The sequence below is a fragment of the Variovorax sp. 10L421 genome (assembly GCF_056395365.1).
The window spans coordinates 103766-123942 of the sequence record NZ_JBFTJJ010000013.1 but is presented as its reverse complement, the minus strand read 5'-3'; the positions used below and the strand labels follow the sequence as shown (position 1 = coordinate 123942).

The following is a 20177-nucleotide window of genomic DNA, read 5'->3' as shown; positions in this document are numbered from 1 at the left end:
GATGCGTTTGAGCCGAAGTAGCGGCGGTGCGGCCGGTCCTGCGCGCGACCTAGCGTTGGACATCGTGAGCTATGGCCGGCGCGGCCCCGGCGGCCGGCTGCACCTTGGGCCCGACGAGATCGCGCAAGTCCAGCGTACCGTGGGCCGTACACCCGAAGTGATGGTGAAAGTGTCTGGCGGAGCACGGGACATCGGCGGCGTGGAGGCCCATCTGCGCTACATCGGCCGGCACGGCAAGCTGCCCCTCGAAACCGACGAGGGTCTGGTGCAGCAGGGCCGAGAGGCGGCCAGGGAAATCGTGACCGACTGGCAGCTCCAGCTCTGCAGAAGCCAGTACAAGCCGAAACCCGCCCAAGGGCAGAAGGACACGCGCACGAAGCTTGTCCACAACATCGTCCTGTCCATGCCCGCCGGCACGCCGCCGGAAAAGGTGCTGGCGGCGGCGCGCGTCTTTGCGCGCGAGAACTTCGCGCTGCAGTATCGCTATGCCATGGTGCTGCACACGGACCAGCCGCATCCGCATGTGCATCTGGTGGTCAAGTGCGAGCACGAGTTCGAGCTCGGAAAGCGCCTCTACATCCGAAAGGACATGCTGCGGCAGTGGCGCGAGCAGTTCGCGGCGCTGATGCGTGAGCAGGGGGTGGCGGCCAATGCGACGCCGCGGCAGGTGCGCGGGCAGGTTCGCAAACCCTATCGAGATCCGATCCATCGTCGATTACGGGCGCTGCGGGCCTTTGCGCAGTTGTCGCTCGCCGAGCGCGATGGATGCCGGGCGCCGAAGCTATCCACAGTGATGCGGACGAAGTTGGAACAGGTGCTGCGGTGCCTCAAAGTGGGGCGGGGCGCTTCAGATGCGGGTCAGGCAAAGATGCAAGACACTCGCCAAGAGGTGTTGGCGGACTGGCACGCAACGGTGGGCATGTTGAGGAGACAGGGCGAAACGAGATTGGCTGCACAGGCGGATCGTTTCACGGAGCGCATGCCGGCGGTGCAGACCGATGATCAGCGGTTGGCGAATGGCTGGAGAGAACAGGCGAAACACCAAACGTTAAGACCCAGCGATATCAAGTCACCGGGGCCGAAGTTCCGGTGAGGTACCTCACGACTGTGACGGTCGCGGCGGCCCTATGTCTGCTTCAGACTGAGGCTGTGTGAAAACACGATCCCGCCGATGTCGACCTCTCAGATTGCTCGAATTCTGTCTTCGTATGAATACCCGTATTGCTGCCAGCGTGGCGCACCTGCAAGGCCGCAAAGCGGCCGTTCTGTGTGTCGTTGGTTCCCTCACGCCAGCTGATGTTCTGGAATACTCGGGTTGGTAGCGACCGCGCCAATGTCTTGACGCTCATGGGCTGCATCCAGTCATGCGGGTCTCAGCACCATAGCAATCAGTGACAGATGCGCAGGGTAGTAGGCGTAGAAGACCCATCGACAGCGGCGCAACGGAATGCCGACATGCCGGGCGCCCAAGATCAAGGGCAGGGCGGCCAGCGCGGAAAAGTTGCCGTTGACGATTGCGAGCGAGGCAGTCGCCAGGGCCCACAAGAGCATCCTGACCCCATCGGGACGGCGCGCGACCCCCCAGGCGCCGAGGCAGCAGAGCAGTGCGGGCCACCAGAACTCCACCAGCGCACCTCCTATGAGGAAGGCGATCAATGCCGCGACGCGCGCCACCGCGCCGCCGCGTTCGAGGAGCCACACGATCAAGGTCGCCAACCCAAGGGTCACGAGTATGTTCAACGGCCACCAGCCGACAAGGCGAACGAAAGCGGGTGTCGCCAGCAGCGCGAAGACCGCCAGCCGCCTCATGACGCGCAGATGCATGCCGGCTTGAAACGCGCCGGGCCGCGCCAGGTTGGCCATGAGGACGAAGCCATAGAGCGGCATCACCATGCGCCCCAGTGCGTAGAGCGTGGGGCTCGCGTCCTGCAGCAGGTACTTGTTGACGTGATCGCCGGTCATGAGCGCCAGGCCGACCCATTTGAGCGCCTCGAGGGAGCCGTCCGAGATCGACCACGCCGTCGCGGGCGCTGCGGGCTTCGCCAGGCAGGGCATCGACACGCCCTCGCACACCTGGGTGGCTTTTTCGGAATTTCTTCGTGCCTTCACTTGCCGGCCGTCGTTCGATGGTGTGGTCCCGCGCCGCCTAGACGCGCTCATGGTTGGGCGCTGCTCGGTCTCTGGCCATGCGCTGGCGCACATGCACCGGTGCGGGATGCGGGCGGCGATCCGGGAGATGGAGCGAATGGCCTTGCGCCAGCGCGTCGGCGATGCGTTCGCGGATCAGTTGCACCAGCCGCTGCTGGGAGTCCCGATCACTGGTCACGCGCGTCGCGTACTGCTCGGCCAACGCCAGGCCGGCAGCCGCGGCGGCCAGTTGTGGATGCTGACGACGAATCTCGGGGGACACCGTTTCGCCGCTTCGTATGCGCATCGCGCGCTCCTCCACGGCGCGAAGGTAGTCCGGTGTCTCGATGCTCCATACGGCACGCTGCGTGACGATTCTTTTGTCTCCAGTTGGCTCGCCCTGCGCATTGCGCTGCGCCACCAGGACTTTCACCGGACGCGCGCCGTGCCTTGTGAGGACCACCGGGTCGCCGATGCGCGGTCGCGACGCAGACTCCGCGAGCGCGCGTTCGAGGTCCGAACCCCAAACCGTGCGCTTGCCAGTCTCGGTGCGAATCGTCACGTAGAAGGACATGCGCTGCGCCGGATCGAATTGGTAGGGTGCGGCGACCGCTGCAACCAGCAGCCCTTGAACGGTCGACCCGGGGGCCGCGCGCGGCGATCGATGGTCTTGCGGCAGCTCCGCCAGATCTGGCGCGGCATCGTGAGCCGCGCCGTGGCCGCGTGAACCATCGCGCGCCATCGCTGCCCCGCGCTTCTCCGGTGCGGTTCGGGGTACCGGCACCGAAGCGGCGCCCTTTTCATGGGATGGTTGAGATGGCTTCGAGGCGCGCTGCATCTGAAGGATTTCCACCTCCGTAGGTTCGTAGCCTTGGACCTCGATGCCGCGGAACGCGGCTTCGCGCCACATGCCCTGCCGGAAGCTCTTGGTGCCCTTGACGGTGAGAGCCCGCCAGCCGCGCGCTTCGGTGATCGCCACCACGCCGTGCAGTACCTCGCGGTTCTCGGTCTGCACGCGGATGCGGGCGCCGTCGTCGATGAAGGCGAGGGTGCGGTCCGGGAAGAAGTACCGGTTGTCTAAGCGCAGGTAACGGCGTTCGATGGCATCGGGGACGCGGGGACGGCTGCGTCCCGCAGGAGGCGCACTGCCCTGGACGGAGCCGGCCTCGTCGTGCGAAGTGGAACCCGAGGCGCCGGAAGGCGGCGGGCTTTCGGGGGAACGGTCAGTGGACATCGCGGCTCCTTTCGCGCTATGTGTGTTGTCGTGCGGGGGGACCCGGACTTTCCGAACGGACGGCGGACGTCAGTCCAGGATGCGCGTCATGAACTCGTCGGCATGGCGCTTGAGGTCTTCCTCGCTGAGCTTCTCGATGGGAATCTCCACGTCATCGAAATCGAACGAGAAATCGTCCAGCTTCAGGTCGTCGGCGAGCAAGTCGCCGCCCCTGGTCGCGGCGGTCGTGTTCGTTGGTGCCGGGCCATCGTCTTTCGGCGTGACGCCGGTGACGGCTCCCGAACCCGTGCCAGCCGCAGCGTTCCGTTCATCGAACATGGCCCGCTGGACAGGCGCCAGCCAGCCCACGTCGAGCTTGGGCACCGGCGGCGGCGGCCGTTCGCGCGGGGCGAAGAACCGGTCGCGAAAATAGAGGACGCGATGCGCCAGCACAGGCCGAAGGCCTTCGTAGAACAGGAGCATCCGGTCCGTCCCGAGCTCCTTGACCTCCTGGGGCAGCAGCAGGCGGCGCGGTTGTTCGCTGATGCTCACCGTCGGTGCCTTGCCCGCCCCGCCCCACATCGGGCGGCTGACGTTCTTCTGCCGGACGGTGTAGGTCCCGAGTTCGCGGGAGATCGCCTCGGCGTCCTCGTACTCCTTGGGCGGGAACACGATGCGTGCGGCCAGCATCTTGCGGATCGACTTGGCCCCCTCGATGCCGTACTTCTCGCTCAGCTGGGAGTGGGACTGCACGATGACGACGGTGCGCACGTTGTAGCCCGGCAAGAAGGCAGTGGAGTCGGCGATGACCGGGATGCGTCCGAGCGCCGCGAACTCGTCAAGCATCAGGAGCAGCTGGTGGCGAAGCTGCGGGTCGCTTTCGGGAAGCACGCGCGTCTGCAGGCCGATCGCCTGCTGGAAGAACAGGTTCAGCAGCGGCTGCAGCCGGGCGATGTTGTCGGGGTTGATCTGCACGTAGAGCGAGATCGGACGCTTGCGCAGATCCCGCAGGTCGAAATCGTTGGCCGAGGTGGCCGCATCGATCATCGGGTTGAGCCACAGGTCCAGGCGGCTGGTGAAGGTCTTGCGGATGCTCGAGGCCGTGGTCGGCGCCAGGTCGATCACGTCGTAGAGACTCTGCACCGCTTCCTGCGACAGCGGATAGCCGGCGCGCTCGCAGGCGTCGATCACGCGCTTCCAGTGCTTCTGGAAGCCCTCCGCATCGCTGGCCATGCCCTGGCGCAGCACCTCGCCGAGGGTGCGCGTGGCGCCCGGGGTCTCGAAGAGGTAGAGGGCGATGCCGAGGAACAGCGATCGGGCCGAGGAGCTCCAGAAGGGGTCGCCCGCCTGCGGATCGGGAAAGAGCATCGTGCCGATGCGCTGCAGGTCGTCGATGCAGCGGTAGGGCTGCTCGGACACGTAGCCAAGTGGATTCCAGCGTGCCGAGCACTCGCGTTCGGACAGCGGATCGAACAGGTGCACCTCCTGCCCATGGGCCGCGCGAAAGCCCGCCGTGCGCGTGAAGTTCTCGCCCTTGATGTCACTGACGATGGTCGAACCGGGCCAGTTCAGCAGATTGGGAATGACCACGCCGACGCCTTTGCCGCTGCGCGGCGGGGCTTCAAGCTCCACACCTTGCTGGCCGGGCAGCACCAGGTAGCGGTTGCCCAGGCGCCCGAGGATGATGCCGTGCTCCTGCAGCAGCCCGGCGCGTGAAATCTCGCGCCGGCTCGCGAACCGGGCCTCGCCGTGCAGCGGCCGGCGACGCGGCAGTATGGCGACGCCCACCAGGCCCAGCGCCAAGCCCTGGGAACCCGCCAGCGATGCCAGGAGGGCGCGGCGCACCTCCGGCCGATCGCCGTAGGCCTGCCAGTATGCGTGCAGGGTCAGCAGCGTGACTTGCTGCGGGGGCAGCTTCATCGCGATCAGGAACGCGTGGCCCGCGACGTAGACGCCGACGGTCGCGGCCACCAGCAAGGCGACCGCAATCCTGAAGGGGCTAGGCAATCCTTCGATTCTTGGTGCCAGGGTCATACCAGATCTCCCGCACGATGCGCCGCGGCCAGTCGTCCCGGCGTTCGTGCGCGCACTGCACGACGATGTCCACGCTCATCTGCGCCAATTCCACACCGTCGCGCGTGCTCATGCCCTGGCCCGCCTGGCTGCGCTTCATCAACTGCGCCAGTGCAACGAAGGCCATCTGCGCGCTGTCCGCATGCACGCTGGTGATCGAGCCGGGGTGGCCGGTATTCACAGACACCAGGTAGTCATAGACCTCTTCGCCGGTCCGCAACTCGGACACGAACACGCGGTCGGGGCGCTGCCGCTTGGCACCGGCGAGCAGCTGGCCGGGCGTGACCTCGGCTTGCCCCTGGGCGCCTTGCGAGTAGAAAAGCCTCACATGGTTGGGCTGATTGCGCAGCGACAGTTCCTTCACGTCCTCGATCGTGATCAGACGGTCCTCGGGTGGCACTTCGAGGATCAGCGCCTTGCCAACCGTGGTCTTGCCGGAGCCGGTGGCACCGGACAACAGGATGTTCTTGCGCCACTGCACTGCACGGCGCAGGAAAGGCACGAACTCGCGACATGCGAGAAGTCCCGCCAGTTCCCGGTCCTCCGGTGCCAGGTTGTCCAGATCGGTTGGCCGCAGCGGGCAGGCGGGGACGCTGCATGTCGGCTCGAAGACGCGCAGATCCGCCAGCTCTTCGAGGCTCCAGAGCGTGTGGGATGGACGCCGGATCGTGATCGAGACGGTCCGCTCCAGCGTCGCCGGCGGCAGCACGATCTGGATTCGTTCGCCGCCCGGGAGGGTGGCGGACAGGAGCGGCTCGTTGGCCGAGATGCGCTGGTGCGTGAAGTTGGCCACGAGCTTGGCGATGGCCATGCACCAGTCGAAGCTCGCGAACGGCAATTCCTCGCGCAGCCAGCCCGAATGCCGTTCCACGAAAGCCACGCCGGGCTCGTTGATACAGATCTCGGTGACCTCGGGATCATCCAAAAGACGACTGAGCGGACCGAGGAAAAGGACAAGGGACGAGGGCGGCTCCGCGGGTGCCGCGACGGTCACGGAGCTGGTCGCCAATGGCAGGTCGCCGGCGGCGGCGCAGGGCTCGCGTTCAGGGATTGGTTGGGTCGCTTCGAAGCGCATAGACGCTCCTGAAATCCACATCGCGTGCGACCAGGATCTGGATTCGCTCGCCCTGGTTCTTGATGACGGTCGGCGGAATCGACACGGTGCTGCGCAGCACCTCCGTCATGACGTCGCGGCTGCCCTGCGGACCGAGCACCAGGCCGCCGCCGCTGCCGACCCTGGTGCCGCTTTGCTGCTGGGCGGCGATCGCCTGCATCGTGCCGTCGATCACCGAGATCAGGACCGCGGCACCGAAGCGATCCCAGAAGTGGGCGTCGACGAAACCGGGCAACCCGCTGCGTCCCAGTTCGTCGGTTCCGGGGGAGGCCAACTGGACCACGACGCCGGTCGGGGTGCGCGCTTCGTTCCACACGATGAAGACGCGGCCCTGTCCCTGCCGCGGCGTTCCGCGCTGCTCGCCCACGTACTTAGTGCCGCGCTCCAGCAGCACGACCCTGCCGTCCGCCCCGTAGATGTCGCTGGCGCCGATGCAGGTGGTCATGCCCTCGTAGGTGGAGTCGATGGCGGTCTCCAGCGTGCAGTCGATGAATGCGCCCTTGGGTAGAAGCATGCGCCGTGTGGGCAGGGTCTGGGCGAGGACCGCCGGGGTCGGCGTCGGCCGGAGACTCGCCGCAAGCTGACCGCCGCCGGATGCGGCCGAGCCGGCGCCAGGTGACTGCAGCGCGCCCAACAGCTGGGACATGCCTGGCACGCCGCCGGCGGGCAGCGCTGCCGGATCTGCGAACGCGTGCGGTGCTGAAATTCCCGAAGTCTGGGCGGACTGCGCGCGCCGAAGCACCGGAGTGCCCAACTGCCGTTCCAGCGCGATCTGCTCGGGCGTCTTCTGCGGGGTGCCCGCGTTGACGGCCGCGGCCGACGGGGCGGGGGGAGTACCGGCGATGGGCGGCGCCTCCGGCGGTGTTTTCGGCGGATCGATGCGGCCGAGCGGTGGCACCTTCATCTCGCCGCCGGCGCGTGCCGAGGCCGCCTTTCTCGCGGCCTCTTCGGCCTCGCGGGTCTTGGCGTACTGCGTGTTGTAGTACCAGAACAGGAAGCCGCCGCCGAGGAGAATGATCACAGTCAGCGCCAGGAACCCGCTGATGCGCGACTGGACAGAGCGCTCGCGATTGACCGACGGCATGGCGCGTTCGCCTCGGACCGTGGCGCGCTCGTCGGCGACCCGGGATGCGGCGCTTCCGGAGGCCGCCGCTGGTTGCCCAGAGAGGATCTCCCCGGTGCGGGGGTCGATCTCGGACGCATCGGAATGCGTCGGCGGACCCATTCGGGCGCCGCGGCGAGGCTGGTCGATCCAGGTCACGGCCGCTCTCCCGTCGAGGTGTGGCGCACATCTTCTGCGCTCGTGTGGGTCGGGGTGCGCGCGTCGCCGCCTACGAACGACCGGTTGACCACGCAGCCGACCAGGCCACCACGCCGCAGCACGAAGCGACGCGCCACCCGGTGGACCACCACCTCATCCGCTTCGATGCTGAAGTTCAGCAGCGACTCGGATCCATCGTCGTTGCGCACGAACATGGCGGGAAAGTCGGATTGCGCCTGGAAGCGCAGTCGCGTTTGCACGCCGTCGTCGTGGGCACTCGCGGGCCTGAGCGATTCGCTGCCGCAGAACCAGTAGTCGGCATTGCGCGGGCGCTTAGAGGCCTCTTCGTTCATGCGCGCTTCGGTCCGGCGTCGTTCCTGATCCGCTGCCGCGGCGCGGGCATCGTCCTCCGGGTAGGTGAAACGAATCGAATACACCATGCGCTTGGTCGCAGCCCCCGCGGGCGCGACAGGAGACACGATGAAGTCGAAGTGGTAGGCCCGCCGGTTCGTGAGGAGGGTGAAGTTGGTCGAGGCGCGCGCTTCCTTGGGCTTGATGAAGAAGTGGTTGCGCTCGGCGCCGACATCGAAGGCACCGTTGTCGCCAGCGCCGAGGTTCACGAACTCCTCGCCTTCGGCAAACTGTAGATGGATCTGGTAGCCCACATAGCCTTGCAGCGTGACGACGTCCTCGGGGTCGTAGGCAACCACACGCACCCGGGCATCGACCTTGCCCACCGGCGGCATGGTCGCGGTTCGGCCGCACGGCGCAGCAAGCGCCAGACTTGCCGCCAGTCCGATCGCGAAGGGAACCCTGCGGTGCATGCGCCACGGCTTCATCGCGCCTCCTGCCTGCTCGGTGCAGCGCTGGCTGGGGCGACCTCGGGCTCGCGGCGATACTCGACGACGCGAAAGCCCAGTGGATTGAGCGATCGTATCTTGTTGTCCGTCGATGGCGGGACATAGGCGAACTCGATCGTGGCGACCCAGTGGCTGGCCTGCTCCTCGCCAGTGCCGCCTGCGCGCGTCGAGCGGGCGAAGCGGACCTGTGCCAGCTTGTCCTTTCCGCTCTCCAGCTTGAGGAAGGTGACCGATCGCACCTGCGCGCGGATGGACGTGCCATCCTTGTAGGCGTTCAGAGGTGAGGCCGGGTTGTCGGCGGCCCAGGAAGCGGCCCATTCCTGGTTCAACCGAGGCGAGTTCTGCGAGGCGACCAGTTCGTAGTCCGCCTCCGCGGTGCCGTAGAAGTAACGCTCGCGCGCGATCACGTAGTTTTGCAGCAGGTTGCGGGTCACCACCTGCTCGATGTCGGTCGTGCCCTCGTAGGTGGGAACGATGTCGACGATCCCACTGCTGTTGTCGACGCGGATGAGAACGGGAACGGGCTGCTTCAGCGGCGTGAGCCCGCTGACGGCCGCGACCGAGAGCACCGCGACCAGTGTCGCCGCTGCGGCCACGGTCCAGGCGATCTTGTTTGATCGCTCCGCGCGGCGCGCGCGGTCGAGTTCCCAGCTCTGGGCCTCGCTCAGGTAGTTTTCAAGGGCGGCGTTCCGGCGCATGGATCGCTCCTGATTCGGAAACGCCATTCGGGATGTTGATCGGCGTGAGCGGACCTTCGCAGTCCGGCGGCGTAGGCGGGCGAGTGCCGCATGCAGCCAACAGAAGGGCGAACAAAGAAAGGATCGTCGAAGGCTTCATCTGCCCGCCCTCCGCTAGCGATTGCGCGACAGGCCCGGCATGACCTGCTCTCTTGGAAGCACGGTGCCGCCGCGATGCGCAGCGCCGACACTAGCCATCGAAGCCACTCCGGCACCAATACGATTGCCTGCCAAGCGGCGGAACGAATCCCAGCGGCTGCGCGGTTCCCGCCGTAGGCCGTCCAGCACGCCGCGACCGAACTCGTAACTCGTGCGCTTGGCTCCGCCAAGCCCCCAGCGAAGAGCGCCGCTGACGACCCCATAGGTGCTCAGCGCGACCCCGCTCGCCAACCCGGCAGCGATAGACATAACTTGACGCATTATCAGAAAGACCAACGCCGAGGCAATGCACACTCTGGCGCCCTCTGCAATCGTGATCGCGCCGCCAAGAGATGCCGTGTTCTGCGTATAAGAGCGGAGAACACTTAACAAAAGTGCTGCCGCGAACGTTGCAAGAATGCTAACGAGCGCGTAGTTGGCAAGTTGAGCTATCCAGGCCTCGAAGAAGCGCTTGGTAGCGTCAAAGAACAGAAGCACGATAAAGATCGGGCCCAATGCGAGGATCAAGGCAAGAGCGACCTTAGAAAGAGCTAACAGAAATGCGGTCGCGACGACGGTTAAACCAACGATAAGGTAGACGAGGAAGCCTGCGAGATAGTAAGCAAAGTTTGCATTTAGCACGCTTCCTTTGCTAAGCAATTGCTCCGCTGTCAGGTTCCCGTCAATCCATATCTGGTCTACGACAGTCACAGTTGAAGCGGCCCCGAGGATTGCAGCAGCAAGCTGGTCGGGACTTCGGGTGAAGGTATCGACAGCGACATCGTTATAGGCCCAAAGGCGCAGGCCAACGCCGAGCACGACGGCGATGACAAGGATGCGCTTGACGCCTTCCCAGAGCGGTTCTTGGATCCGTCCAGTAAATGAAAGATATCCCCAACTCATCACGTAGATGGTCGCGAGCGTTACCGCTGCGGGCTCGATTGCGGATGCAACCCGAGTGGCATTCGCACTCACGTAGGTAGCCAATTGCCCGTTGAGCCAGGTGAAAAACTGCTCAAAAAATCCCATATGACCTCCACTGCCGTCTACCGCCTAGATCCGGCTGCAGCGGAACGGGCTTCAGATCCTTGATGCTGCCAATGCCATGCAAGGTCTTGCGCTCTACATCCTCATCCCGAGGTGCTGACGGCGTTGCAACCGGAGGAACGGCCTCGCCCGAAGGCGTTGATTGTTCGATCGTGGCATGGTTGATGTAGTGGTACATCCCGATGCCAGCGACGGCGACGATGGCGCAGAGCGCCACATAGGTCTTTGTGCTCATTAACATCTCGCCCCTTCTGCAGATCTAATAGCTCACCCGCGACATGGCCCTCACGCTGCCGACGTCTGTGGCCGCACGCTCTCGCAGGCGCTGCTGCTGGGCCGCTTCCTCGGCTCTTGCAATCTGATAGAGACTCTGCAACTTCGTCTGCTCATTGGTGAGCATGTTCTGCTCGGCCTGGATCCTTGCCTGCAAGTCCTGGATCGCCTTGGGGTCCTGTGCGGAGGCGATGCGACTGATGAGCAGTTGGAGCGCGGAGAAGCGCTGGCTGGTGTTCTGGTATGCGCTCTGGGTCATGCCGTTGAGCAGCGCCGCCGATTGCCGCCCTTGCTCGACGATCTGACGCAACTCCGGACTGAGCGCCTCCATCTGAGTTCCTGAGAGGATGCTGTTGGCCTTCATGATCGACCGCACCTGGCCGGCCAGCCCCGCATAGCCGGCCGAAGTGCCGTTGAGCGTGTTCGTCAGTTCGCCATAGCTGGGCGGCAGGTAGTTGCGTGTGAGCTCCGAGGTGGGTAGCAACTGCTCCATGCCGCGACTTCCCGTCATCGCGTTGTGGGTCTGGGTCAGCTGGTCCTTCGATTCCTTCAGTTGGTCGTATTGCTTTTGCATCCCGGAGATCTGCTGCTGCCAGTACATGACCTGCTGAATCAGGTTGGCGACGGCGGTGACGTCGATCACCGGGATACCGGCTTTCGCATGCAGCGGTGCGAGCGAAGCCGCCACGAGGAGGAGGGCAACAAGGAACCTACGCATGGGAGTTCTCCTGGTGTGAGAGCGAACGGGGAGGGCGGTCGGCCAGCGCCTTGCGGAAGGGCGCGAGCCATTGGTCGTGATCCGGTCCGAATGTCGCGATGCACTCGCGCATGAGGCGGACGTTGCTGGTGCGCCCGGAAATGACGTGCAGCGCGTCATCGAAGCCTTGGAGATCGAGCTGCGCGACTACGCTGACATGGTTCTGCTTGATGAGGAACTGCCGGGAGCCAGGCTCGAGTTCCTGCTTGATGAGCGCGAACTCCCTGTCCGTCAGGTTGAAGCCCTGGGTGTACTCATCGTAATCAGCCTCCGGATTGGGAAACAGGATCTTCGTCGGCGTCTGCTCGACGATAGCGCGCGCGATGCCGGAATCGAGCACATGGCTGGTGCTCTGGGTGAAGGTCGCGATGTTCGCGTTCTTCTTGCGCCAGGTCTCCAGGCCGTTCTTGGCGAACTTCGCGAAGGCGGGGTCGCTCAGGAGTTTGGCAAATTCGTCCATCCAGCACACGAGCGGGCGCCCATCCACCATCCGGTTGACCAGATGAAAGAGGTACATGGTCAGTGGCGCGCGCACGACCTCGTTGTCGAGGAAGTCGGTCACGTCGAAGCCGACCAGGGCGTGCCGGGCCAGCAGCGGAGCCACGTCGTCGCGATCGTTGTCGAAGACCCAGGCATAGTCGCCGCGTTCCGAGGCGCACCATCTGCGAAGACGCGCGTGCATCCCTTCAGGATCCGTGATGTCGAGGAAGGCGGACAGGCGGGACAGGCGCCTGAAGGGTGGATCGAGCCTGAGGGTGCCGTGCAGCGCCTGGTCGAGGTCGTCTTCCTGACGGACGCTCAAGGTGTCGGTCGGTGTGCGCATGACGAGGCGCCTGAGCCACTGCCGCATGAACTCGACGTTGTCCGCAATCGCGTCGTCGAGCTGCAGCGGATTGCAGCCGGTCGGCAAGCCGTTATTGAGTGGGAGGTACCGGCCGCCCAGCGCGCGCACCAGGATGTGCAGTCCTTCATCCTTGTCGAAGATGACCTGCGTGGCATCGAGGCGATTGCAGATCGCCACCATGCAGAAGCCCAGCAGCGTGGTCTTGCCGGTGCCCACCGGTCCCACGCCCGTGATGTGTCCGACGTCGCGGCGGCTGCCCCCGTCTGGGCTGCGCGGGTCGCTCGCATGCAGCGAGAAGTAGTAGGGCGAGCCGGCACGCGTCATGAACATGGCCAGCGCGTCGCCCCAGTAGTTGCCCGTGGCGCGGCCGGTCGGGAAATTGTGAAAGGGCGACATCGCGGCGAAGTTGCGGCTGGTCATGGGCGCCTTGCGGCTGCGGTAGCCGAAGTTTCCCGGCAACTGAGCCCAGAACGCCGCCTCCAGCGCGAGGTCCTCGCGCGCCACCACCATTCCCGTGTCGCCCAGCAGGTAGCGGGCGCGGGCCACGTTGTCGTTGAGCTGCTTCAGGCGGGGCCGGCCTTCGGCCTCGCCGACGCCGTCGTAGGTGTCGGCCAGCACGTGCAGGCTGAAGTGGTGGTCGCCCATCACGAAGCGGTTGCTCATCAGGTCGTCCAGCGCGTCCTTGAGTTCCTCGGCCTGTGAGACCGCCAAGTCTCCGGCGGCCGCCATCCGGTGATGCTGGCGGCTCATCATGTCGGTCGCCGTGCCCTTGGCCAGGAAGGTGAAGCTTTGCGTGAGCACGAAGGGGAAGGGTGCGGTCAGCAGCGCGCTGAACATGCCCGGCGCCGTGGGCGTAGGGTACTCCTTGATGCCGAGGAAGGCGCCGATCCGCGTCTGGGTGCCCGTGCGGTATTCCATGGCTTCGTTGCCGAAGAAGGGCCGGGTGGTGGCCAGAACCTCGTTGAGGGGTGAGCGCGGCAGCGGCATGCGCTGCCATTCCCCGTTGACCAGCAGGCCGTGGAATTCCATCAGGGAGGAGAACAGCACATCCTCTTCGTGCAGGCGATAGATGCCCAGGGCTTCGGGGTCGTAGCGCTCCAGCGCCGCGAGAAGTTCCTGGCGCAGCTTGCCGCAGGCATCGAGGGCGTCGCGCAGTTCCGCCTGTGCACCCTCTGGGTCCGTGCGCCTGAACAGCCGCAATGCCGCGTTGCCTATGCGGGTCGGCTGCGGCCGGAAGACGACCGACAGGTACAGCTCGTTGACCATCAGGCGCTCGCCGGCCATCTTGCGGCGGTACCGCTGCTCGATTTCATCGGCGAACCCGGGAACCGTCCGCCCGGCCGGATAGCCTGTCTCGCGACGCCGGATCACGTGGGTCCACAGGGCCAGGTTGGGCGAGGCGATGTTGCGCAGCAGGACATTGAGGCGCTCGTGCCAGCTGTTGATGTCATCGTCGTCCGCGCTTTCGAAGCTCGTGCCGGCCAGGCGCAGCGTCTGCACATAGTCGCCCGCGCGCGTGCGGGCCACATGCTCGTCCACATGCGACGACAGTGGGATCATGGTTGCGGCGCCGGCTTCGCGGCTGAGCGTGTGCTCGGAGCGTGACAGCAGCTTCATGGCGATGCCGTGTCAGACCACCGCCACGGGCCAAGTCCGCATGCGGCGGCGCCCCCGCCAATCAGGCATGTCCAGCGCCAGGGGGCTGTACGAATTCGCACGCCAGAACCGCAGGTTGCCGCCGAGCATGGCGGGCAGTCGGGTGCGGCCCCACAGCTGCAGCAGGTCGAAGAAGCGCGGCTCGTACAGGCAGACCAGGTAGAGCACCCCGTGGATCGGCACGAAGGCCAGCAGCCACGCGAGGCTCTTGGTCACGATGAACGACTCGGTCGTGACCACGATGTTGAACATCATGGCCGAGTAGGTGACGCCCCAGACCATCGACGGCCGTGTCATGCCGACGAACAGAGGATCCGCGGCGATGCCTTGGTTGCGACTCACGGACCGCTCTCCCTTACACCCCGAACAGACCCCGGATCCAGGAGACGATCTGGGGACCGCCGAAGACCAGCACGGTGCCGATCACGACGGCGACCATCCACCACCAGCTCAGGCGGCCGAACCAGGCCATGGCGCCGGAGACCATCACGGCGACTGCCGCCAGTGGCGTCAGGATGGCAACGAGTTGCTGCTGGGTCGCGTTGGCGCCCGTCGCGAACGGGCTTCCGGCCCAGACGATGTCGGCAGGTGCGGCCGCGAGCACGGCGACGAGCAGGCATCCGATCCATCGGGTTCGGACGCCGAATCGCGCTGCGGGCCGGATGTGGTGGATCGAGCATGCGGTCATGGCGATACTCCAGTGGCCGAGGAAGATCCCGCGGGCACTTGCCCAGACGGGGGCGCGAGAGAAACTGAAGCCGATGGGTCAATGCGCCGGCTGCCGCCGTAGACGTCCCACCAGGGCGTCGGCGCCGCGCGCTTGCCGGCGGGGGCAGGGCCCTTGGTGGCCTGAGCGGCCGTGGGCTTGGCCGCCGCGGTCTGGGCGGAGGTGCGCGAGGTGGACGCGATCTCTCGCTGGATGGCCGCGATATCGCCGAGCGTGCGAACGCGCTGCGCCTCGGCTTCGGTCGCTGCCTGCATATCGGACGCGGCGAGCCGCTGAGCCTTACGGCGCGCGAGATCCTCCAGTTGCGCTTGCGACTTCCCGAGCTCTTCGCGAAGGATCGCGATGCGGTCGTGGTCGCGCGCCGCCTGCTGCTGTGGACCGATGACTTGGGATGTGCTGGGCTCGGCCTGTGCCCACAGGGCGCAGGCGTGCGTCATCAAGCCAGCGACAACAAGCACGGGAGGCCAGGCCGCGTATCGGCCTTTGTCGGTCGCATGCCTGTGTTGAACATCGGGTGCTTGCATGGGCGCAATGTCCGCCTCCGCGCATGCGTGTGTCGACTATTGTTTGTGACAGTGGCATCGCAAAGCGAGGGGCGGCGATATTCGTGAGCGACGCGGCATGGCGATCCATCACGGACCAACGAGGCAGGGCCGCCCTGCGCCGGGATAGCCCTGTCGCAGGTTTCGGTGGCAGCCGCGCAGCGTGCTATGTGGTGTAGAGGACCCGCATGGTTCGCGTCGAGGCCTGAGGAGCAAGTCATGGGCAACGTGGTCATCTTCGGCAACCAGAAAGGTGGCGTCGGCAAGTCGACCCTGGCGGTGCTGTACGCATGCTGGCTGGCCGAGATGCGAGGCCAGTCGGTGTGCCTGATCGATCTCGACGCGCAGGCGAACAGCTCGAAATCGCTGCGTGGGTCCTCGGCGATCGCCGAGGCGGTGGAACTTTTCGGAGGGGACATCGGCCCGATCGTCTCGGCCCGCGCGCAGACCATTGCCCTGGTGCCGGGCAGCAAGAAGCTGGCCGACGTCGAACTCGCGAAGGCGGAGGTCGTGATTCCCACATTTCGCAGGAACATGATTCGCCTGGCGCGGGAATTCGACGCAGTCGTGATCGACACGCCGCCAGCACTGGGCTTGCGCATGAGCGCAGCGCTGATCACTGGTCATGCCGTGGCCTGCCCGATCGAGCTCGAGGAGTACAGCATCGATGGCGTCGCCGACATGCTCAGAACCATCTTTGGCGTCAGACGGCGCTACAACCCGCAACTGCGGCTGGCGGCCATCGTTTTGAACCGGTTCAATCCGCATTCGTTGCGGCAGAAGGCCGCGATGCAGGATCTGGCCTTGAACTTCCGGGAGTTCGTGATACCGGCACGGATCTCGACCCGATCGGCCATTCCCGAGGCGCTGGCCGCGGGCGTGCCGGTGTGGCGATTGCCCAAGAGCGCGGCCCGCGAGGCGAGCCTCGAGGTGATGCGGGTGTTCGAGTTGTTGCAGCAACGCATCGACGCGTCGAGCATGCCGGTGCCTGCGGACGAGCAGCCATGAATGCGCCCGACGGGCTGGACCTGAGTGTGTTGTCGCAGTTCAGGGCGGCCGATCTGCTCACGGGCGAAGCGGCCTCTGCGGGCGTGGGCACACTGATGCAGGTGGCGCTCGATCGCATCGACTTCGACCCTCGCCAGCCACGCCGTCGCATCCGTAGCGAACGCATCGAGGAACTTGCCGCATCGATCCGAGAGCATGGCGTGCTGGAGCCGGTATCGTTGCGATGCCATCGCGAACATGCGGATCGGTACATCGTCAACCGCGGCGAACGCAGGGTGCGCGCCGCGCGCCGGGCAGGGCTCGCCACAGTCCCGGCATTCCTGGACGAGCGGGTCGACCCGTTCGCCCAGGCCGCGGAGAACCTGCACCGCGAGGACATGTCGCCATTCGATCTGGCTTCCTTCATCGCCGACCGGGAACAGGAAGGCCATTCGCGCGCCGAGATCGCGCGACGCTTGGGCAAACCGCGTTCCTTCATCACCGAGGCCGCGCGGCTCAGCGACGCACCGCCGCAATTGCGGCAGGCGGTGGAGGACGGGCGGGTCGGAGGGGACGTGCGATTGCTCTACGAGTTGGTGGCCATCGCCAGCGATCGCCCGCACGAACTTGAGGAACTGCTGGCGCGGGGCGAGCCGATCGGACGTGCGCAGGCAAGACATCGCCCGCCGTCGTCCCAGTCCCTCCGCGGCTCGACGCCAGCGGCGCCCGGGAGCGGGCTTGCCAAGGTCATCAGCGCCGGCCGCACGGTGCTTGTGGTCGAGCATGGCGGACGGCGCGGATCGCTGCGCATCAAGGCGAAGGACGGCGACGTCGGGGAGGTCCGCTTCGGCGACGGCACGCGTGCCTTGCTGCCGCTGGCGGACTTGCGGCTGGTGTGCTGGGCCACAGAAGATTAGGGATGCGGCCGGCGGTTGACGAGTTCTGGCGCCTGACGTGCGCGCGTCGCGGCAGGCGGTCTGGCGACGGGCAGTCGCTGTTGCGCCGGGTAAGACATGGGCCTGCTAGGCCACGCCCGCACCTTTCATCGTTGCGAGCCGCCGCCGGTATTCGCGCGGCGTCATCTGCAGGTCGCGAACGAAGGCCCTGCGCATCACCTCCTGGGACCCGTAGCCGCATTGCCCGGCTATGGTCTTGAGGGGAAGTGGGCTCGTCTCGAGCAAACGGCAGGCGGCGTCGAGGCGGAACTGCTGTACGCTCCGTCCGGGCGACAGGCCCGTCGCGCGTTCGTAGAAGCGCGCGAAGGAGCGCGTGGACATGTGGACCTTCTGCGCCAATCGGGCGACGCTGAGGTTCTCTTGCAGGTGCGCCGCGATCCACAGATGCAGCGTGCCGATCCGCGCATCGCTCGTGGGTGGCTCGATCGGCACCCGGCGACGGCGTGGCATGCCGTAGCGACGGCTGCGTGATCCGGCAAGGCGCGCGGCGAGCATGTCCGCGAACGCGGCACCTCGATCCTCCGCGATCCACGACAGCGCCAGGTCTTCTCCCTGGTCCGGTTCGATGACGCGCCAGCCATGCGCTTTGGTGCAGGCCGCGGGCAGGTCTGCACGCTGCCCACGGCGCGGTGCCGGCGGCGCAGCGCGGCGTTGTCGCCGCACGGCGTGGACGTCTGGCGCACGCGGCAGCAAAGCTCGGGCGCCCAGGACGGCGCAGCGGCTCAATCGCCTCCGGTTCCGGGAGAGCCATTCGCGCAAATGCCGCACACCCGCCGGTCCAGCCGGGTCCGGATCGGGCTCGCCACTGATGAAGAGCGTGCTCGCCCGACCGACGAGCCTGTGCGGCAATGCACGCGTCGAGAGTGCCACGCCACTTGAACTCAGGGCTTGGCCGCCCGTTGCCGAGGCCAATCGAACGTCGTAGCCGACGAGCTTGCCGCGCGTCCTGCGCAAGGCGGCATTGGCGGCCTTGAAGACCGCGAGCACGCGGATGATGTCGAGAAGAAGGAATCCGGGAAGCAGCAGGAACCAGACCTTGTGCATCATGAGGAGCCCCCATAGGGAGGATCAATCAGGAATCTCACGACGCTGCGCCGCACCGCGCCGCCAGTGCGCGAAGCGGGGGGCTCGCGAGATTGGCAGAAATGGTGGTGAATTTTGCCCCCGGGCTCGGCCAGGCGCTTCTAGACTGTCGCACCCTTGCCTCCATCACATGCTGAGTGGCCGCTGGGGGCAAGCAATAGGCCGGCCCAGCGCGGGTCGGTTCAAAGGCTGGAGCCGCTGGCCTTCTCGCCTGACGGACTCCACACCGGGCGCCTCGACCGTGCTCGCGAAAAAGGTGAGGGTGCCGACGACGCAGGAAGCGCACCTATGAATGAGTGGACCCAGGATGTTCTCGGTCGTTTGAGCCAGGCAAGTGAGCCTTCTGAGGTGCTCGCGCAGATCAGCGTGGCAACCAAGCACCTCGGCTTCGAGCATTGCGCCTACGGGCTGCGCACGCTCGTGCCCTTCACTCGACAGAAGACCTTGATGTTCAGCACGTACGACGAGCGGTGGAATTACCGTTACATCAACGCCGGATACCTCCTGGTCGATCCCACGGTCGCTCACGGCGTGCACAGCGGCACGCCCGTGATCTGGAGCGACGAAGTCTTCCGGAGCGCCCCGCAGATGTGGGACGAGGCGCGCTCGTTCGGCCTGCGCGTCGGATGGGCGAAATCGGTCTTCGAGCCCGACGCGCGGATCGGCATGCTGACGCTTGCGAGGTCGGGCGAACCGCTGACGGCAGCGGAGATACTCGCCAAGGATCCGTGCCTGCAGTGGCTGGTGCATACCGCCCACCGCGCGTTCTGCGGCCTCCTGGGAGGTAGCCCGCTGGAGGGGCTCGAATCCCTCACGAAACGGCAGGTGGAGGTGCTGCGCTGGACGGGCGATGGCAAGACGAGCGACGAGATCGCATCCATCCTTGGCATCTCGAAACCCACGGTCGAATTTCATCTGCAGAACGCCATGGCCAGATTGGGCGCGTCCACCAAGAGCTCGGCCGCGGCATTCGCTTCACGGCTCGGGCTTCTGAACTGAGTGGGGTGCCGCACGGGGCGCGCCAGCCCGGCTGCGAGGACTCAACCGACCGCGTCGGCGTGCCGGTCTTGGCGCGGGCACCAGCTCGTGTCCACGTCGATGAAACAGGCAAAGAGATGCTGGCCCTCGATCAGCACCGGCGGCGCCGCGCGCTGCACGGACAGGCCCGCGCGACGCAGGATGCGCTCGATGCCCAGTGGCGAGGCGCTGATGAGTCGCCGTCCGCCCTGCTTGGCGACGGTCCGCATCGCGACGCTCAGCATGTCCAGCGCGAGCGACCAGCCATGTGGACCCCCGACCGCGCCGAGTCGCATCCAATCGGCCGCGGCAAATCGCGACAGTTCCCAGACGTCAGGCGAGCACGGCGCGGGCGTGTCGCCGAGCAGTTGAGGAAAGACACTGGCGAGCAGATAGGGCCGGTGCGTGGGCAAGAGACGGCTCGTGCCGACAATCTCCCCGTCCTTATTGCGCGCGATCAGATAGATGGTGTCCTTCCGGTCAAATTCGTCCAGCTCCAGCCGACCGCGCGTATCGAGCTTCCAGCCCAGCTTCTCGACGAATACCTCGTGCCGGTAGCGCGCCATGTCGAACAGCACGTCTGCCGTGAAAGAGTCGATCGTTCCCGCAATGATCTCCATGGGGTCACCTCGTTGAATGAGGCCCGCATTACAGCGTGATGACAGGCGCGGGGACACTGTCAGAGTTGATAGGGCGGCGAACGTCGCGACGAGCGCTCCATCGACCGCGTGCGACACCATGGCACGGGGACAGTTCGGACTTTTT

Annotated in this window: 20 protein-coding genes and 1 pseudogene; 4 read left to right on the top strand and 17 right to left on the bottom strand. The window is 66.0% G+C overall.

The genetic code is table 11. The features are described 5' to 3' along the window. The first annotated feature begins 1 nt into the window (after position 1). Positions 2–1093 carry a relaxase/mobilization nuclease domain-containing protein gene (locus tag AC1DFC_RS18085; protein WP_478179741.1) on the top strand — a complete coding sequence of 364 codons (1092 nt, stop codon included), beginning with the start codon at positions 2–4 and terminating at the stop codon, positions 1091–1093. A gap of 121 nt (positions 1094–1214) precedes the next feature. Here AC1DFC_RS18085 and AC1DFC_RS18080 read toward each other — a convergent pair. The 15 genes and pseudogenes from AC1DFC_RS18080 to AC1DFC_RS18010 form a co-directional block, all read right to left on the bottom strand. Beyond that, positions 1215–1358: pseudogene (locus tag AC1DFC_RS18080) on the bottom strand (IS701 family transposase); the annotation flags it as partial. A gap of 4 nt (positions 1359–1362) precedes the next feature. Next, complete coding sequence (locus tag AC1DFC_RS18075; RefSeq protein ID WP_478179740.1) at positions 1363–2055, bottom strand: TraX family protein; 693 nt, start codon at positions 2053–2055, stop codon at positions 1363–1365. A 91-nt stretch (positions 2056–2146) separates the two neighbouring features. Further along, complete coding sequence (locus tag AC1DFC_RS18070) at positions 2147–3361, bottom strand: LPD7 domain-containing protein (RefSeq protein ID WP_478179717.1); 1215 nt, start codon at positions 3359–3361, stop codon at positions 2147–2149. Between the two features lie 69 nt (positions 3362–3430). Next, positions 3431–5347 (bottom strand): type IV secretory system conjugative DNA transfer family protein, encoded by a 1917-nt coding sequence (locus AC1DFC_RS18065; protein ID WP_478179716.1) that lies wholly within the window; start codon positions 5345–5347, stop codon positions 3431–3433. Then, entirely contained in the window at positions 5340–6488 is a 1149-nt protein-coding gene (gene virB11 / locus AC1DFC_RS18060) for a P-type DNA transfer ATPase VirB11 (protein ID WP_478179715.1), read from the bottom strand. Before virB11 ends, AC1DFC_RS18065 begins: the two co-directional genes overlap by 8 nt. Next, complete coding sequence (virB10, locus tag AC1DFC_RS18055; protein ID WP_478179714.1) at positions 6457–7788, bottom strand: type IV secretion system protein VirB10; 1332 nt, start codon at positions 7786–7788, stop codon at positions 6457–6459. The genes virB11 and virB10 overlap by 32 nt, the downstream gene beginning before the upstream one ends. After that, positions 7785–8627: a TrbG/VirB9 family P-type conjugative transfer protein gene (locus AC1DFC_RS18050; protein ID WP_478179713.1), complete on the bottom strand. Its 843-nt coding sequence runs from the start codon at positions 8625–8627 to the stop codon at positions 7785–7787. Before AC1DFC_RS18050 ends, virB10 begins: the two co-directional genes overlap by 4 nt. Further along, positions 8624–9346, bottom strand: a complete 723-nt coding sequence (locus AC1DFC_RS18045) for a VirB8 family type IV secretion system protein (RefSeq protein ID WP_478179712.1) — start codon at positions 9344–9346, stop codon at positions 8624–8626. The genes AC1DFC_RS18050 and AC1DFC_RS18045 overlap by 4 nt, the downstream gene beginning before the upstream one ends. A 153-nt stretch (positions 9347–9499) precedes the next feature. Continuing rightward, a complete protein-coding gene (locus tag AC1DFC_RS18040) occupies positions 9500–10552 on the bottom strand; it encodes a TrbL/VirB6 family protein (RefSeq protein ID WP_478179711.1) in 1053 nt (350 codons plus the stop codon). Beyond that, positions 10539–10805, bottom strand: coding sequence for a hypothetical protein (locus AC1DFC_RS18035; protein ID WP_478179710.1), 267 nt, complete (start codon positions 10803–10805; stop codon positions 10539–10541). Before AC1DFC_RS18035 ends, AC1DFC_RS18040 begins: the two co-directional genes overlap by 14 nt. Positions 10806–10829: 24 nt before the next feature. Then, positions 10830–11561 (bottom strand): TrbJ/VirB5 family protein, encoded by a 732-nt coding sequence (locus tag AC1DFC_RS18030; protein ID WP_478179709.1) that lies wholly within the window; start codon positions 11559–11561, stop codon positions 10830–10832. Further along, complete coding sequence (locus AC1DFC_RS18025) at positions 11554–14061, bottom strand: VirB4 family type IV secretion/conjugal transfer ATPase (protein WP_478179708.1); 2508 nt, start codon at positions 14059–14061, stop codon at positions 11554–11556. The genes AC1DFC_RS18030 and AC1DFC_RS18025 overlap by 8 nt, the downstream gene beginning before the upstream one ends. A gap of 12 nt (positions 14062–14073) precedes the next feature. Next, positions 14074–14442: a VirB3 family type IV secretion system protein gene (locus AC1DFC_RS18020; RefSeq protein ID WP_478179707.1), complete on the bottom strand. Its 369-nt coding sequence runs from the start codon at positions 14440–14442 to the stop codon at positions 14074–14076. 13 nt (positions 14443–14455) lie between these two features. Next, positions 14456–14788, bottom strand: coding sequence for a TrbC/VirB2 family protein (locus AC1DFC_RS18015; RefSeq protein WP_093048053.1), 333 nt, complete (start codon positions 14786–14788; stop codon positions 14456–14458). Further along, positions 14785–15285 (bottom strand): hypothetical protein, encoded by a 501-nt coding sequence (locus AC1DFC_RS18010; RefSeq protein WP_478179706.1) that lies wholly within the window; start codon positions 15283–15285, stop codon positions 14785–14787. Before AC1DFC_RS18010 ends, AC1DFC_RS18015 begins: the two co-directional genes overlap by 4 nt. A 303-nt stretch (positions 15286–15588) precedes the next feature. Here AC1DFC_RS18010 and AC1DFC_RS18005 point away from each other — a divergent pair, with 303 nt between their 5' ends. Both AC1DFC_RS18005 and AC1DFC_RS18000 read left to right on the top strand, forming a co-directional pair. Next, positions 15589–16377 carry a ParA family protein gene (locus tag AC1DFC_RS18005; protein ID WP_478179705.1) on the top strand — a complete coding sequence of 263 codons (789 nt, stop codon included), beginning with the start codon at positions 15589–15591 and terminating at the stop codon, positions 16375–16377. Then, a complete protein-coding gene (locus AC1DFC_RS18000; RefSeq protein ID WP_478179704.1) occupies positions 16374–17273 on the top strand; it encodes a ParB/RepB/Spo0J family partition protein in 900 nt (299 codons plus the stop codon). Before AC1DFC_RS18005 ends, AC1DFC_RS18000 begins: the two co-directional genes overlap by 4 nt. 105 nt (positions 17274–17378) lie before the next feature. Here AC1DFC_RS18000 and AC1DFC_RS17995 read toward each other — a convergent pair whose 3' ends face one another. Then, positions 17379–18359, bottom strand: a complete 981-nt coding sequence (locus AC1DFC_RS17995; protein ID WP_478179703.1) for a helix-turn-helix domain-containing protein — start codon at positions 18357–18359, stop codon at positions 17379–17381. Between the two features lie 324 nt (positions 18360–18683). On the opposite strand from AC1DFC_RS17995, the gene AC1DFC_RS17990 reads away from it, so the two are divergent. Continuing rightward, positions 18684–19394: an autoinducer binding domain-containing protein gene (locus AC1DFC_RS17990; RefSeq protein WP_478179702.1), complete on the top strand. Its 711-nt coding sequence runs from the start codon at positions 18684–18686 to the stop codon at positions 19392–19394. 41 nt (positions 19395–19435) lie between these two features. Here the strand turns inward: AC1DFC_RS17990 and AC1DFC_RS17985 are convergent, their stop codons facing one another. Then, positions 19436–20032 (bottom strand): acyl-homoserine-lactone synthase, encoded by a 597-nt coding sequence (locus AC1DFC_RS17985; RefSeq protein WP_478179701.1) that lies wholly within the window; start codon positions 20030–20032, stop codon positions 19436–19438. Between the last annotated feature and the right edge of the window lie 145 nt (positions 20033–20177).

Excerpts from the sequence above, each read along its gene's own strand:
- AC1DFC_RS18050 (WP_478179713.1), bottom strand. The coding sequence starts at position 8,627 with ATGAAGCCGTGGCGCATGCACCGCAGGGTTCCCTTCGCGATCGGACTG.
- AC1DFC_RS18035 (WP_478179710.1), bottom strand. The coding sequence starts at position 10,805 with ATGAGCACAAAGACCTATGTGGCGCTCTGCGCCATCGTCGCCGTCGCT.
- AC1DFC_RS18070 (WP_478179717.1), bottom strand. The coding sequence starts at position 3,361 with ATGTCCACTGACCGTTCCCCCGAAAGCCCGCCGCCTTCCGGCGCCTCG.
- AC1DFC_RS17985 (WP_478179701.1), bottom strand. The coding sequence starts at position 20,032 with ATGGAGATCATTGCGGGAACGATCGACTCTTTCACGGCAGACGTGCTG.
- AC1DFC_RS18040 (WP_478179711.1), bottom strand. The coding sequence starts at position 10,552 with ATGGGATTTTTTGAGCAGTTTTTCACCTGGCTCAACGGGCAATTGGCT.
- AC1DFC_RS17990 (WP_478179702.1), top strand. The coding sequence starts at position 18,684 with ATGAATGAGTGGACCCAGGATGTTCTCGGTCGTTTGAGCCAGGCAAGT.
- AC1DFC_RS18030 (WP_478179709.1), bottom strand. The coding sequence starts at position 11,561 with ATGCGTAGGTTCCTTGTTGCCCTCCTCCTCGTGGCGGCTTCGCTCGCA.
- AC1DFC_RS18015 (WP_093048053.1), bottom strand. The coding sequence starts at position 14,788 with ATGACCGCATGCTCGATCCACCACATCCGGCCCGCAGCGCGATTCGGC.
- AC1DFC_RS18075 (WP_478179740.1), bottom strand. The coding sequence starts at position 2,055 with ATGCCCTGCCTGGCGAAGCCCGCAGCGCCCGCGACGGCGTGGTCGATC.
- AC1DFC_RS18025 (WP_478179708.1), bottom strand. The coding sequence starts at position 14,061 with ATGAAGCTGCTGTCACGCTCCGAGCACACGCTCAGCCGCGAAGCCGGC.
- AC1DFC_RS18085 (WP_478179741.1), top strand. The coding sequence starts at position 2 with ATGCGTTTGAGCCGAAGTAGCGGCGGTGCGGCCGGTCCTGCGCGCGAC.
- AC1DFC_RS18000 (WP_478179704.1), top strand. The coding sequence starts at position 16,374 with ATGAATGCGCCCGACGGGCTGGACCTGAGTGTGTTGTCGCAGTTCAGG.
- AC1DFC_RS18005 (WP_478179705.1), top strand. The coding sequence starts at position 15,589 with ATGGGCAACGTGGTCATCTTCGGCAACCAGAAAGGTGGCGTCGGCAAG.
- virB11 (WP_478179715.1), bottom strand. The coding sequence starts at position 6,488 with ATGCGCTTCGAAGCGACCCAACCAATCCCTGAACGCGAGCCCTGCGCC.
- AC1DFC_RS17995 (WP_478179703.1), bottom strand. The coding sequence starts at position 18,359 with ATGATGCACAAGGTCTGGTTCCTGCTGCTTCCCGGATTCCTTCTTCTC.
- AC1DFC_RS18045 (WP_478179712.1), bottom strand. The coding sequence starts at position 9,346 with ATGCGCCGGAACGCCGCCCTTGAAAACTACCTGAGCGAGGCCCAGAGC.